We start from the raw sequence: 13,662 nt of genomic DNA on the forward strand, positions 1-13,662 counted from the left end.
TGTCGCCGGAGCCGACGGTCCATCCGGACGCGACGATCGTGGAATCCGCCCTCGGCGCGTGGACCGAGGTCGGCCCGCGCACCCGCATCGAGTGGTCGATTTTCGGCGACTACAGCTACGTGATGGAGGGGGGGCAGATCAGCTACGCGACGGTGGGCAAGTTCTGCTCACTCGCCTCCAACGTGCGGCTCAACCCGACCAACCACCCCGTCGAGCGAGCGTCGAGCCATCACTTCAGCTACCGGGCCTCGCGCTACTTCGAGGATGCGGGCGACGACGAGGCGGTGTTCGCGTGGCGCAGGGCGCACGCGGTCGCGCTCGGCCACGACGTGTGGATCGGGCACGCGGCGAGTGTGATGCCAGGCGTCGCGGTGGGCACCGGCGCGGTCGTCGCGGCCCATGCGGTGGTGACGCGCGAGGTCGCGCCCTACACCATCGTCGCCGGGGTCCCGGCGCGACCGCTGCGCCGGCGCTTCGACGCACGGACGGCCGAGCGCCTCCAGGCGCTCGCGTGGTGGGATTGGCCGCATGCGCGGTTGAGGGCGACGCTTCACGACTTCCAGCAGCTCTCCACCGAGGCGTTCCTGGAGCGCCACGAGACGGCTTGAGGTCAGTCGCGGCGCCGCTGTGCGGTGACGGCGACGACGAGGAGGACCGCCGCGACCATCGCCGCCGGCGCCGCATCCTCCTTGCGCAGGCGCCCGAAGGGCGTCGGCAGGAGCGGTCGACGCTGGCGGACCCGCGGTGGCTTGGACGGCGGCACGGCACGGGCGGCCACTGGCGTCTTCCAGCGGTAGGTCAGTCGCATGACCCTGACGGGGCGACCTTCCTGGAGGATGACCCTGCGCCGGCGCACCTGCTTGGCGCCCTCGGTGGCGATGAGCCGGGCAGCCTCGCCGCCGCGGTAGTACAGCTCGAGGGCCCGTGCCCGTGCCCGCGCCGCCGCCTCCCGTCGCGCCGCGCGCCGCGCCTCCCTGGCCTCGGGGTCGTCCCGCTGGGGCGCCGCCGGCACGGGCTCGGCGTCCGCCGCCGACTCCGCCTCGGGCACGCGCGACCTGGGCGTCGCCGGCCCGTCCTGTGTCGCGGCCTCCGCGTCGTATGGAGCCCGCTCGCCGGCGAGCGGCGCGTCCACCGGCTCCGGCTCCGGGCGGTCGCGCTGCGGCGGCGCTGGGGCGGTGGCCGGTGGGCGTTCCTCGGCCGCCGCCACTCGGCGGTCGTGGCCTTCGCCGTGGCGCTCCAGCGGAACCAAGCGTTGGTCCTCCAGCACCACCAGGAGCCCGTAGGCCGCCTTCGACGCGATGTCGGCCACCGCGAACAGGGCGTCCTGGGCGCCGAGGCCCCACGCGCCCTGGAACTCGGGCCCGAGGAAGAACACCACCGGGTAGATCAGCCAAAGCGCCGTCAGGAGGCCGGCGTGCCGGACGTAAAGCTCGCTGCGGACCGGGTGACCCTCTCTCGCCACTTCGCGCACCGGACCCCACAGGAAGAGGAGGACGAGGGCGAACGCGATGGACGAGACGACGAACCATATCCAGACCGTGACCCCCATGCCGCCGGCGGCGACGGCACCCGTCAGAACCATGACGACGTCGAGGAAGATCACGGTCGCAGCGAGCGGCACGAGGGTGCGGCCGAGCGGTGCCGCGGTGACGAGCAGCGCCGCCAGGAGCAGCGGCGTGGTGATGAGCCAATCGAGGTAGCGCGTGCCGATCTCGATGGGCCCGAAGTGGACCTCCCGCGTCCCCGTGGCGAGCACGACATAGAAGCCCGCCGCCACGAGACAGACGACCGAGTGCAGCGTGGTACGCGCCGCCTGCCGCGTCGTGGACAGGCCACCGAGGAAGAAGATCGCCAGCCCACCGACGAACAGCGCGACGGCGCCGATCCAGAACACGAGCTCGACGCTCATCGGGTCGACCGTCCGAGGCCGATGTCGCCGGCGCACGATGTCGACGTCGTGTCACGATGGCGTGACATCGTGCCGGAAGTTCGGGTCATGCGTTCCATGGTGCGGCTTGCGCCCCGCTCGTTCATTCGACCAGACGAATGATATGGCCTGCCCAAAGGTTCGGTCCGAGGCCAAACATCACGTGCGTTACGCCATCTACCTGACGCCGCCCGAGGGGGACCCGCTGGCCGACGCGGCGGCCCGCTGGCTCGGCCGCTCGCCCTTCGACGAGACGCCGCGGGCGACCGCCGCGCCGGCTTCGGCCCGTGCCGACGTGCCGGCCCGGTACGGCTTCCACGCGACGCTGAAGGCGCCGTTCCGCCTCGCCGAGGGGGCGGACGAGCCGGCGCTCCTCGAGGCCTTCCACCAAGCCTACGCGGGACCGCCGCTCGTGCTGCGGCTCACCATCGCACCCTTGTCGCGCTTCCTCGCCTTCCGGACCGAAGACGAGGCGGCGGAGGCAGCGGCGCGACGGGCGGTCGAGGCGTTCGAACCCCTGCGCGCGCCATTGACGGTGGAGGAGCGCGCGCGGCGCCGGCCCGAGCGGCTCGACGCGCACGGCCTCGCGTTGCTCGAGCGGTGGGGCTACCCCTACGTCATGGACCGCTTCACGTTTCACATGACCCTGACCGGCCCCCTCGACCTCGCGGACGCCGCCTCGGTCGCCGACGCCGCGCACGGCCACTTCGCGGAGCACGATGGGGCACACCATCGGCTCGTCCACGCGGTCTATCGTGAGGATGAGCCCGGCGGACCCTTCCGGGTCATCGCCACCGAGGCGGTCCGCCAGTGAGCGCGTTGACGCTGACCAACGCACGCCTCGTCTTGGACGTGGAGGTGATCAGCGGCCATTTGGTGGTCGAGAACGGGCGCATCGCTGGGCTGGGCGAGGGGGCCGCGCGCGGCGAGGACTGCGAAGGCGACTACGTCGTCCCTGGGCTGATCGAGCTCCACACCGACCACCTCGAGACCCACGTCTCGCCGCGCCCGATGGTGCGGTGGGACATGACCGCCGCGATCCAGGCGCACGATGCGCAGATCGCAGCGTCCGGCATCACCACCGTCCTCGACGCCCTGCGCGTCGGGCTCGACGCCGACTCCAGGCTGACGTCGGAGGACTCGCGGTCCATCGCCGACGCCATCGCTGCCGCCCAGGACGACGGGCGGCTGCGCGCCGAGCACCGCTTCCACCTGCGCTGCGAGGTCTCCGATGAGGGCGCGCTGAGGGGCTTCGCCCTGTTCGACGACTGCCCCGTCGACCTCGTCTCGCTCATGGACCATACTCCCGGCCAGCGCCAGTTCCGCTCCCTCGATGCCTACCGTGCCTACTTCCAGGGCAAGAGCGGCATGTCGGACGCGCAGTTCGAGGTGTTCCAGGCCGAACGCGTAGCTCGCGCCGCGATCTGGTCCGATCGCAACCGGCGCGAGCTCGCCGAGCGGGCGCGGGCGCGGGACGTGATGATTGCGAGCCACGACGACGCGACCGCCGCCCACGTCGCCGAGGCGGTCCGCGACGGAGCGACGCTCGCCGAGTTCCCGACCACCGTGGAGGCGGCCGAGGCCTCGAAGGCGGCCGGCATGCGCATCCTCATGGGCGGCCCCAACCTCGTGCGCGGGGGCTCGCACTCGGGCAACGTCTCGGCCGACGACCTCGCGGGACGCGGCGCGCTCGACATCCTGTCGTCGGACTACGTGCCGTTCTCGATGCTGCAGGCCTCCTTCGTGCTCGCGGACCGTGCGGGCTGGGGACTGCCGCGGGCCCTTGCGACGGTGACCGCCAATCCCGCGGCAGCGCTGGGCCTCCACGATCGCGGGCGGCTCGCCGTGGGCCTGCGCGCCGACCTCGTCCGCGTGCGTCGGCCGGAGCGTGGCACGATCCCCGTGGTCCGCTCCGTTTGGCGCGAGGGTCGGCGCGTCCTCTAGAGCATCTTGGGTCTCCTCAGACCCAGACAAGATGCTCTAGCTCGTTGATTAAGAGCGGTCTTCTTGGGGTCAGGTGGTTCTACCTAACCCCAAACCGCCCTAGCCCTCGCTGGGGGCGCACGGGTGCAAAGCGCACAAGCTGCTATACGCCCTCAGCCAGCATTAGTGGCCACTTTGGATCGTGTTCACAAGCTTGCGGCAGGCGAGCCCGCTTTAGGGTTGTTGCCGATCGACGAGCGCCTTCCAGGGAGAGGGCTGACAGGGCGGTAAGGAACAATGACGGCGACCGGCGGGTCCCCAGACAGCATCATGACCGACGCGGCGGCCGCGTGCGCGCGGGCGCCGACGACGCGCATCGTCCGGCTGGCCCAGGTTGTCGCACGGGCGCTGCAGGCGCCGTGCGCGGTGATCGATGCCCTCGACGGCACCCAGCCGACCATCCACACCGACGGGACGGTGGATGCCGCCGCCGTCCTTGCCGGGTGGCCAAGCGTCCCCGTCACGGCGGGCGCGCTGCGCCTGACGCCCGCAGTCGGACCCTGCCTCGTGGGGGTCGCCTTCGACGCGACGTTGGACGGCGCGGCGATCGTCGTCGCCGCGCTCGACGGGAGCGAGCGGACCTTGCCGTTCGACGTCGCTGCGGTGAAGACGCTCGTCGACGAGCTCGACGCCCAGTGGCACGGCCAGCAGGCCGCCATCGCCAGCTGGGTCCGTCGCCTCGAGCAGGAGAACCGGCAGATGGCGCGGGCGCAGCGCCTCATCGGCGTCGGCACCCTGACCTTCGACGCCGTGGAGGAGCGGATCGATGCCTCGCCTTCCGCCCTCGACGTCCTCGGCGTGCCGGCCCTCGACACGCTCGAAGCCTTCATCATGGCGTTCGACCCGTTCGACCGTGCCTTCGTCCACCGGACACTCATGGGCTGCGACGGTCGGTCGGCGATCTTCGACTTCGAACGTCAGATCGAACACCCGGATGGAAGGCGGGCTTGGGTCCGCGTCCACGGCGAGACGCGCTGCCGCGCCGGTTCGCCGAGCGCCATCTTCGCCACCGTGCAGGACGTCACGGCGGGCCGGGCGCACATGAGCGAGATGCAGGACCTCGCCGAGCGTGACGCGCTCACCGGGGTCTACAACCGGACGATGTTCGAGCGCGCGACGAGGGAGGCGCTGGCCCGCGCCGAGCAGGAGCGCCTGCATGCCGCGCTGTTCTTGGTCGACATCGACAACTTCAAGGAGATCAACGACACCTTCGGGCACCCGGCCGGCGACGAGATCCTGAAGTTCGTCGCCCGCGTCCTCACCAGCCTCACCCGCGCATCCGATACGGTCCTGCGCCTTGCCGGCGACGAGTTCGCGGTCATCGTCTCCCGTGCCGCCAACACCGACGGCATCATGGCGCTCGCCGAGCGCATCGCAAGGACGCTGTGCGCGGACGTCGGCGTCGGTGGGGACGAGGTCGCGCTGTCGACCTCCATCGGCGTCGCGATCTTCCCCGAGGACGTCTCGCCCAAGGTCGACATCTACAAGGCCTGCGACCACGCGCTCCTCGAGGCGAAGTCCGCCGGCCGCCGGACGGTGAGGCGCTTCGACCCGTGCATGCGAGAGGCGCGCGAGCTCCACCGCAGCCGGATGGCGCGGGTGCGGGCGAGCCTCGCGCGCGGTGAGTTCGTGCCGTACTTCCAACCCAAGCACGACCTTCAGTCCGGAGTGGTCGTCGGCTTCGAGGCGCTGTGCCGTTGGGAGCACCCCGAGCGCGGCACGCTCGGCCCTGCCGAGTTCGCCGCCGCCTTCGACGATAGGGACCTCGGTGGACCGTTGTCCGACGTCAGCCTGCATGGCGCGTTCCGCGCCGCCGCCGCGTTCCGCGAGCGCGGCCTGTCGTTCGGACACGTCGCGATCAACCTCAACCGCGCGCAGCTCCAACGACCGACCCTGGTGGCGGACGTGCGTCGCCTCGGCGAGGAGACCGGCGTGCCCACTGATGAGATCGTCTTCGAGGTGCTCGAGAACGTCCTCATCCGCGACGACGGCGGGGTCTACGACAACCTCACGGAGCTGTCCGCCGCGGGCTACCGCGTCGCGCTCGACGACTTCGGCACCGGCTTCGCCTCCCTCACCCACGTGCGCGAGCCGTTCATCCGCGAGCTCAAGATCGATCGTAGCTTCGTGTCGACGTCGGCCAACAGCTCCGACGACCACCAGATCGTCGCCGCCATCGTCCAGCTCGCCGGGAAGATGGGGCTGACCATGGTCGCCGAGGGCATCGAGGACGAGGAGACGCTGCGCTGCCTCCGCGCCCTCGGCTGCACGGTGGGCCAGGGCTTCGTCTTCTCACGCGCGCTGCCGTTCGACGAGGCCATCGAGTTCTTGGCGCGACAGTCGCGCATCCGCACGCTCCTCGCCGACGTCGCCGGCTGACGCTCCGGCCCTGGTCCCGTCGCCGGCGCCTCAGGGGACCGCGGCGGACGGGCGTTCGATGGTCACCAGCGGCTCGGGGTCGCGCTCCCAGCGGGTGTCGAGCCAAGTGACGGTGTGCACGGCAAGCCGACCCTGCTCGATCTCGATCCTGTTGAACGCGTTGGGCTCCTCGCGGGTGCGCGAGGAGAGCGCGGTGCCGGCCTGGATGACGGTCACGCGGTGGGCCGGCGTGCCCGCCTCGGCGATGACGGTGGGCTCGTCCGGCGCGGTATGGAACGCCGCCGCGTAGGTGCGATGGAGGTGCCCTGCGGTGACGAGGTCGACCCTCTGCTCGACGAAGGCGGCGAGGGCCTTCTCGGCCCGCTTGACGATGGCGCGCGGCCGGTTCGACAGGTCCTGCGCCTCCTCCTCGATGAACGGGTGGTGCGCCACGATGATGCGGAAGACGTCCGGCCCGGCTCCGTCGAAGCGCTGGGCGAGGCCTTCGATCTGCCGACGCGACAGGCTGCCGTGGGACCAATCGAGCCTCAGGCGCATGCGCCGCGCGGTGTTGAGCCCGACCACCGCGACGTCGTCGGAGAACCAGGACGGCTCGATCGTGTCGGACACGTGCCGGTGCCACCGCCGGTAGGGCGCGGCGAAGCGCTCGGGGATGTTCCAGGGCGTGATGTCGTGGTTGCCGGGAACCGACAGCGTCGGCGCGTCGAGGGCGTCGATGAACGCACGGGCGCGCGCGAACTCCTCGTCGCGGGCTGCGAGCGTCAGGTCGCCGGACACGATGACGAGGTCGAGCCGCTCGCGATTCAGCTCGTCGATCAGCGCCTCGGTCGTCGACCGCTCCTCCGAGCCGAAGTGCAGGTCCGAGACCTGGGCGATGGTCGTCACTGCGGCTCCTTGGGCGCGAACACTTGGACCTCGCCGGTGCGGATGCGCACCTTGCAGGGCGAGGTGATCAGCGCATCCTCGCCGTCCAGCATGGCGTGCATGCGACGGCGCGGTCCTCGCAGGTCCGCGGCCGTGCCGACCATCTTGTCGACGTCAGGGTCCTCCGCGAGCTGGCCGAAGGCGCCGCGCACGACGAGCCGGGCCACGTCGACGCCGCTGTCAGGATGGATCGCGAACACCGTCATCAGGCCGCCCGACACGGTGTCACGGTGGGGTCGCGGCAGGAGGTTGTCCGACATCGTGCCGACAATGACGGCGAACGACGGCGAGACGATGGTGCGCTCACCGGCTTCGGTGGCGACCTCCATGGTGAGCTTGGGGTCGCGCGGCAGCGTGGTGATGGCGTGCGCGGCGAGCCGGATGCGGTCCAGCATGCGCAGCTTGCCCCGTCGAGCCTCGCGATGGACGCCCATGCGCACGGGCAGCCCGGTGAACAGCGTGTGGAGGAACAGGTGGCCGTCGACGTCGCCACAGTCGACGCTGAGGAGGTGGCCGTCGGCGATCACCCTGGCGGCGGCCTCAACGTCCTCGGGGATGCCGTAGTCGGTCGCGAGGAGGTTCATCGTGCCGCCCGGCAGGATGCCGATGGGGCGACCGCCGCCGAGGTGGGCCTCGATGGTCGCGCGGATCGTGCCGTCACCGCCGCCGACCACGATGATGTCGGTCTCCGCCTTCAGGCTCTGGCGGATCTGCTCGTCGACCTTGCCCTCCATCGGCGTGACCGCGAACCCGGCGGCGATCAACGTGTCGGTGGCAACGGCCTTCGCGTCAGCACGGTTGAGGTGACTGCCCGAGGCTTCGTTGAAGATGAGCGCGGCCGAGGGCATTAATCTCTCGCAGTTGACCCTTGGCGGCAACGCGGGCGGGCGCCATCCGTTGCCCCTTGGGTCGACGACAGGCGCTGTTCTTTGCTGCTGGTCCGCCTACTTGGGGTCGGACGGCGAGGGGAACAGGCTTGCTGGAGCGGCTGAGGCGGATCGAGGACGGCGCGCGGCTCGCGGCGGTGAGCGTGGGCGAGCGCGTCGGCGTCGTCGCGCCGACGCTGCGGCTCGGCGTCACCGGACTGTCGCGATCGGGCAAGACAGTGTTCCTCGCCGCGCTCGTGCACAACCTCGTCCACGGCGGGCGCCTGCCGATGTTCGCGCCCTACGCCGAGGGCCGGCTCGCCTCCGCCCGCCTCGCGCCGCAGCCCGATGACGAGGTGCCTCGCTTCCCCTACGAGGATCACGTGCGCGCGCTCGTCGAGGAGCGCGTCTGGCCGGCCTCGACGCGGCGCATCGCGCAGCTGCGCGTCACCATCGAGTACGAGAGCGCGCGCCTCTTCGCCCGCCGCTTCGGCCCCGGACGGCTGCACCTCGACCTCGTGGACTACCCCGGCGAGTGGCTGCTCGACCTGCCGCTGATGACCCTGTCCTACGCGAGCTGGTGCCGCGAGGCGCTGGGTGAGGCCGCGCGCCGTCCGCGGAAGGCGGCGGAGCTGCGCACTGCCCTTGCGGCGACGGACCCCGTCGCGAGCGCCCGCGAGGCGGACGCGCTGGCCCTCGCCGACGCCTTCACCGCGTACCTCAGGGCAGCGAGGGCCGACCCCAACGCGCTCGCCGCGCTGCCGCCGGGCCGCTTCCTCATGCCGGGCGACATGGAGGGCTCGCCGGCGCTCACCTTTGCGCCGCTCGACGTCCCGGCGCACAAGGAGGCCCCGGCCGGTTCGTTGTGGGCGATGATGGAGCGGCGCTACGAGGCGTACAAGACGCACCTGGTGCGGCCCTTCTTTCACGACCACTTCGCCCGGCTCGATCGGCAGATCGTGCTCGTCGACGTCCTGTCGGCGCTGAACGGCGGGCCGCGGGCGCTCGGCGAGCTGCGCCGCGCGTTGTCCTCCGTGCTCGCCTGCTTCCGCACCGGGCGATTGTCGTTCCTCGGCTCGCTGGTTGACCGGCGGATCGAGCGGATCCTGTTCGCCGCGACCAAGGCCGACCACGTGCATCAGCGCGACCACGACCGCCTGGAGGCCATCCTGGGACAGCTCGTCGCCGAGGCGCGGGCGGGCGCCATGGTCTCCGGCGCGCAGGTGGACGTCGCGGCGATGGCGGCGGTGCGCGCGACGCGCGAGGCGACCGTCACGCGCGGCGGCGAGACCTGGCACGCCATCGCCGGCACGCCGCTCGCCGGGGAGCGCATCGACGGGCGCGTGTTCGACGGCGAGGCGGAGGTCGGCCTGTTTCCGGGTGACCTGCCGGACGAGCTGCCATCCGATCCGGCGTCGCAGGCCGAGCTCGCGGAGGGGAGCTACGGCGTGACGACGCTGCGGTTTCGTCCCGGCCGCATCGAGCGCGCCAACGACGTGGTGCTGAGCCTGCCGCACATCAGGCTCGACCGCGCGCTGCAGTACCTCGTGGGGGACCGCCTGCAATGACGCGCCGACCGGTGGTGTTCGACCTCGACGAGGTCGACTTCGACGACGCGCCGGCCGGGGCCCCCGATGCCGCGGCGCAGGCGCCGGAGGCCGCTCCGCCGCCGCGCCCGTCCCGCCGTCGCCGCGGGATCCGCCCCGAGCCCGTCGCCGCCCCCGAGGCGACCGGTCCCGCGCCGACGCCCGCTCCGCTCAAGCGGCGGCGGCGGCGGCGGGTGAGTTGGTCCGGGATGTTCGGTGCCGGTGTCGCGGGGCTCAGCGCGCTGGCGCTCACGATCTCGCTGACCGCCTTTGTCGAGGACATGCTGGCCCGCGCCCCTGCGCTCGGCGGGCTCGCGGCGCTCTTCGCGGCGTTGATGGTGGTCGGCCTTGCCGGCGTGGCGCTGCGCGAGTGGTTCGCCATCCGCCACCTCAAGGAGGTCGAGGCGCTGCGCCGCCGCGCCGACGCCGCCGTGGCCTCCGACGACAGCGCCGCGGCGCGCAGGGTGCTCGCCGACCTCGCGGAGCTTTACACCGACCGGCCCGCCACCGCCCGCGGCCGCGCCGCGCTCAAGGGGCACATGCGCGAGGTCATCGACGGCCGCGACCTCATCGCGCTCGCCGAGCGTGAGGTCCTCGCGGCGCTCGACCGGGAGGCGATCGGCCACGTGGTGTCCGCCTCCCGCCGCGTCGCCGCGGTCACCGCGCTGTCCCCGCGTGCGCTGGTCGACGTCGGCTACGTGGTGTTCGCCGCGCTCGTGATGGTGCGGCGCGTCGCGATGACCTACGGCGGCCGGCCGGGGACGCTCGGCTTCCTGCGCGTCCTGCGCCACGCCGTCGCCCACCTTGCCGTCACCGGCGGGATGGCGGCCGGCGACTCGCTCATCGGCGAGGTGATCGGCAAGGGGATCGCGGCGAAGCTGTCAGCCAAGCTCGGCGAGGGCATCGTCAACGGGCTGATGACGGCGCGCCTCGGCCTCGCCGCACTCGACGTCCTGCGCCCACTCCCCTTCCACGGAACGCGACGACCGCGCGTCAACGACATCCTGTCGGAGATCGCGCGCATCGCTCCGGGGGAGGAGCGAGTGGAGCAGCCGTGAGGAGCCGTGCCGTGTTGCTCCCTCGTGGGCTCGGTGTCGCGCCGAAGGCGTCGCGCCTCAAGGCACGCTGCGCTCTTCGGCCTTGACCCGCGACGCCTTCGGCGCGCTTCTGAGGGTGTCGGCTCCGCCGGAATGTCGCTTCAGGGAAGACCCCCTCCGGGGGGTCTTCCACCGGAATGGACGGCGCGCCGGGGCCGTCCGTGCGCCGCTGCGGCTTCCGGTCTGCCGGAAGCACGAGGAGGGTGAGCGATGTTCACACCGCTGTTCGAGGGGCTGCGCCAGGAGGGCGTGCCGGTCTCGCTGCGCGAGTACCTCGCGCTGCTCGAGGGCATGCGCGACGGCATGGCGGGGGACGACATCGAGACGTTCTACTACCTCGCCCGCGCCGCCCTCGTGAAGGACGAGACGAAGATCGACGCCTTCGACCGCGTGTTCGGCCGCGTCTTCAAGGGGCTCGAGGCGCTGTCCGACGCGGCACCCGGCGTCGATGTCACCGAGATCCCCGAGGAGTGGCTGCGCTCGCTCGCCGACCGGGTGTTCTCCGCGGAGGAGAAGGCGCAGATCGAGGCGCTCGGCGGCTTCGAGAAGCTGATGGAGACGCTGCGCCAGCGCCTCGAGGAGCAGAAGGGGCGCCACCAGGGCGGCAACAAGTGGATCGGCACCGGCGGCACGTCCCCCTTCGGGGCCGATGGCTACAACCCGGAAGGCGTGCGCATCGGCCAGCATAAGAGCCGGCATCGCCGCGCCGTGAAGGTCTGGGACCGCCGCGAGTTCCGCGACCTCGACGGCGACGTGGAGATCGGCACCCGCGCCATCCGCATCGCGCTTCGCAAGCTGCGCCGCTTCGCTCGCACCGGCGCGGCGGAGGAGCTCGACCTGCCCGAGACGATCAGGGCGACGGCGCGCGAGGGCTTCCTCGACGTCAGGACCCAGCGCGAGCGGCAGAACGCGGTGAAGGTGCTGCTCCTCCTCGACATCGGCGGCTCCATGGACGACCACGTGAGGGTCTGTGAGGAGCTGTTCTCCGCGGCACGATCCGAGTTCCGCTCGCTGACGCAGTACTACTTCCACAACTGCGTCTACGAGGGTCTTTGGACGACCAACACCCGCCGGCGAACCGAGCAGATGCCGACGCTCGACGTCATCCGCACGCTGCCCGCCGACACGCGCCTCGTCATCGTCGGCGACGCGGCGATGAGCCCCTACGAGGTCGTCGCGCCCGGGGGCTCGGTGGAGCACTGGAACGCGGAGGCCGGCGCCGTGTGGATGCAGCGCCTCCTCGGCCACTTCCACAAGGCGGCCTGGATCAACCCCGTGCGGCGAGACCTCTGGCAATACACCCAGTCCACCGCGATCCTGTCGGAGGTCATGGACGGGCGGATGTACGAGCTGACCCTGTCAGGGCTCGATGAGGCGATCACCGTCCTAAGGCGTTGACCCTGCGCGCCTTAGGCCGACGGGAGCGGGACGACGATGGACGCCACGACCGACCGAGCGCCCCGCGAGCCGGGACCCAGCGCCGACAGCCCCGAGGACACGCCGCGTCGCCGACCCTTCTCGCACTGGGCCCGCCAGGTGGCGGGCATCCCGCTGCCCCCCGAGGCCGATCGCGCGCGCGAGCGGCCGATCGCGGTGTCCCGCTTCATCCCGCTCACCCGCCAGGCGGTGATCGCCGACCTGTGCCGTGACGTGGAGGACGGCGCCGCCACCCAGACGTTCGCCGAGCTCGCCCTGCGCCTCGAGCGGCACAGGAACCACGACTACCGCGCGCTCGGCCGTGAGATGCGTCGGCTCTACCTGCCCTTCAGCCCCGACGCCGACACCTTGAAGGTGTACGAGCCCGACCCGTCCGAGGCCGCCGCCATGGAGGCCCGCCTCGCCGAGCTCACGACCCACCTCCTGACGAGGGCGAACTACACCGCCCTTCGGAACCAGGAGATCACCGAGATCCTGAGCTCGCAGTCGAGCTACTCGCTGCGCATCACCGTCGACCTCGCCGAGTACAACCTCCTGCAGGTCTTCGTGCGCGACGTCTACATCAAAACGCATGCGGTGCGGCGGCCGGAGACGGCGTACATCCTGAAGTACGAGTACAAGGTGCGCGTCTACCGGCGATTGTTCGTGCTCCTGAAGCTGAAGTCCGACGCGGACCGCGCCAGGGACGTCGCTGCCGCCGAGGGCATCTCCGAGGCGCGGGCGCTGAAGCGGGTGAAGAAGCGGCGCAAGCAACTTCCGCAGGACACGACGGCGGAGCACATCTACATCAAGGTGTTCAAGGACATGCCGGAGCACGACCTGCAGATCCTGTTCCCGCTGCGGAGGGTCCAGTTCCGCCCGTTCGACAAGATCAAGTTCTTCGCGACGGCTGGCGGCGGCACGCTGTTCGGCATCTTCACGACGACCGGCAAGGTGTTGGCGGCGACGAACCCGTTCGCGGCCGTCGGCGCGCTCATCGGCTTCGCGGGCCTCCTCGGTCGCCAGGTCGCGACGTTCTTCAACCAGCGCACGCGCTACATGATGGAGCTGGCGCAGAAGCTGTTCTTCCACAACCTCGCCAACAACCGTGCGGCGCTGGCCCTCCTCCTCGACCGGGCGGAGGAGGAGGACGTGAAGGAGGACCTCATCACGCTCTACTTCCTCGCCGGCCAGACGCTCGAGGAGCGCGAGCTCGCCGCCGCAAAGCGCCGGATCGACGACATCATCGTGGAGCGCTACGGCGTCGCCGTCGACTTCGAGCTTGACGACGCGCTGTCGCGCCTCGTGAAGGACGGCGCGGTGGTCCGCGAGGGGTCGGTCCTGAAGTTCCCGACCATCGCCGAGGCCAGCGCGCGGTACCAGGAGCTCGCCAGGGCCGACGACGTCCGCGACACGCGTGAGCTCGTGAGCGACAGCGCCGTCCGGTGCGAGCGCGAGGCCGACCTGACCGAGGCCTGACCGTC

11 protein-coding genes are annotated in these 13,662 nt (G+C 71.5%); 8 read left to right on the forward strand and 3 right to left on the reverse strand.

Translation table 11 applies throughout. From position 1 onward, the window contains the following. Positions 1-38 precede the first annotated feature (38 nt). Positions 39-608 (forward strand): chloramphenicol acetyltransferase, encoded by a 570-nt coding sequence (locus ACOOE8_RS10970; RefSeq protein WP_420391517.1) that lies wholly within the window; start codon positions 39-41, stop codon positions 606-608. Positions 609-610: 2 nt separating this feature from the next. On the opposite strand, the gene ACOOE8_RS10975 is transcribed toward ACOOE8_RS10970, so the two are convergent. Continuing rightward, complete coding sequence (locus tag ACOOE8_RS10975) at positions 611-1,909, reverse strand: bacteriorhodopsin (RefSeq protein WP_420391518.1); 1,299 nt, start codon at positions 1,907-1,909, stop codon at positions 611-613. A gap of 181 nt (positions 1,910-2,090) precedes the next feature. Here ACOOE8_RS10975 and ACOOE8_RS10980 point away from each other — a divergent pair, with 181 nt between their 5' ends. The 3 genes from ACOOE8_RS10980 to ACOOE8_RS10990 all read left to right on the forward strand — a co-directional run bounded on the left by ACOOE8_RS10980 (position 2,091) and on the right by ACOOE8_RS10990 (position 6,289). Next, positions 2,091-2,741: a DUF1045 domain-containing protein gene (locus ACOOE8_RS10980; RefSeq protein ID WP_420391519.1), complete on the forward strand. Its 651-nt coding sequence runs from the start codon at positions 2,091-2,093 to the stop codon at positions 2,739-2,741. Beyond that, positions 2,738-3,871, forward strand: coding sequence for an alpha-D-ribose 1-methylphosphonate 5-triphosphate diphosphatase (locus ACOOE8_RS10985; protein WP_420391520.1), 1,134 nt, complete (start codon positions 2,738-2,740; stop codon positions 3,869-3,871). The genes ACOOE8_RS10980 and ACOOE8_RS10985 overlap by 4 nt, the downstream gene beginning before the upstream one ends. Positions 3,872-4,180: 309 nt before the next feature. Further along, the gene (locus ACOOE8_RS10990; RefSeq protein WP_420391521.1) at positions 4,181-6,289 is read left to right on the forward strand and encodes a putative bifunctional diguanylate cyclase/phosphodiesterase; all 2,109 of its coding nucleotides are present in this window, start codon (positions 4,181-4,183) and stop codon (positions 6,287-6,289) included. A 30-nt stretch (positions 6,290-6,319) separates the two neighbouring features. Here the strand turns inward: ACOOE8_RS10990 and ACOOE8_RS10995 are convergent, their stop codons facing one another. Both ACOOE8_RS10995 and ACOOE8_RS11000 read right to left on the reverse strand, forming a co-directional pair. Then, positions 6,320-7,174, reverse strand: a complete 855-nt coding sequence (locus ACOOE8_RS10995; protein ID WP_420391522.1) for a metallophosphoesterase family protein — start codon at positions 7,172-7,174, stop codon at positions 6,320-6,322. Next, entirely contained in the window at positions 7,171-8,091 is a 921-nt protein-coding gene (locus ACOOE8_RS11000; RefSeq protein WP_420391523.1) for a diacylglycerol/lipid kinase family protein, read from the reverse strand. Before ACOOE8_RS11000 ends, ACOOE8_RS10995 begins: the two co-directional genes overlap by 4 nt. 101 nt (positions 8,092-8,192) lie before the next feature. Between ACOOE8_RS11000 and ACOOE8_RS11005 the strand changes: the two genes are divergently transcribed. From ACOOE8_RS11005 to ACOOE8_RS11020, 4 genes are all read left to right on the forward strand, one after another. Beyond that, the gene (locus ACOOE8_RS11005; protein WP_420394685.1) at positions 8,193-9,647 is read left to right on the forward strand and encodes a YcjX family protein; all 1,455 of its coding nucleotides are present in this window, start codon (positions 8,193-8,195) and stop codon (positions 9,645-9,647) included. Further along, a complete protein-coding gene (locus ACOOE8_RS11010) occupies positions 9,644-10,723 on the forward strand; it encodes a YcjF family protein (protein ID WP_420391524.1) in 1,080 nt (359 codons plus the stop codon). Before ACOOE8_RS11005 ends, ACOOE8_RS11010 begins: the two co-directional genes overlap by 4 nt. A 249-nt stretch (positions 10,724-10,972) precedes the next feature. After that, complete coding sequence (locus tag ACOOE8_RS11015) at positions 10,973-12,160, forward strand: vWA domain-containing protein (RefSeq protein ID WP_420391525.1); 1,188 nt, start codon at positions 10,973-10,975, stop codon at positions 12,158-12,160. A gap of 36 nt (positions 12,161-12,196) precedes the next feature. Further along, positions 12,197-13,657 carry a DUF3754 domain-containing protein gene (locus tag ACOOE8_RS11020; protein ID WP_420391526.1) on the forward strand — a complete coding sequence of 487 codons (1,461 nt, stop codon included), beginning with the start codon at positions 12,197-12,199 and terminating at the stop codon, positions 13,655-13,657. Positions 13,658-13,662 lie beyond the last annotated feature (5 nt).

Origin of the sequence: Acuticoccus sp. (assembly GCF_965213555.1) — a bacterium.
GTDB lineage: Bacteria > Pseudomonadota > Alphaproteobacteria > Rhizobiales > Amorphaceae > Acuticoccus.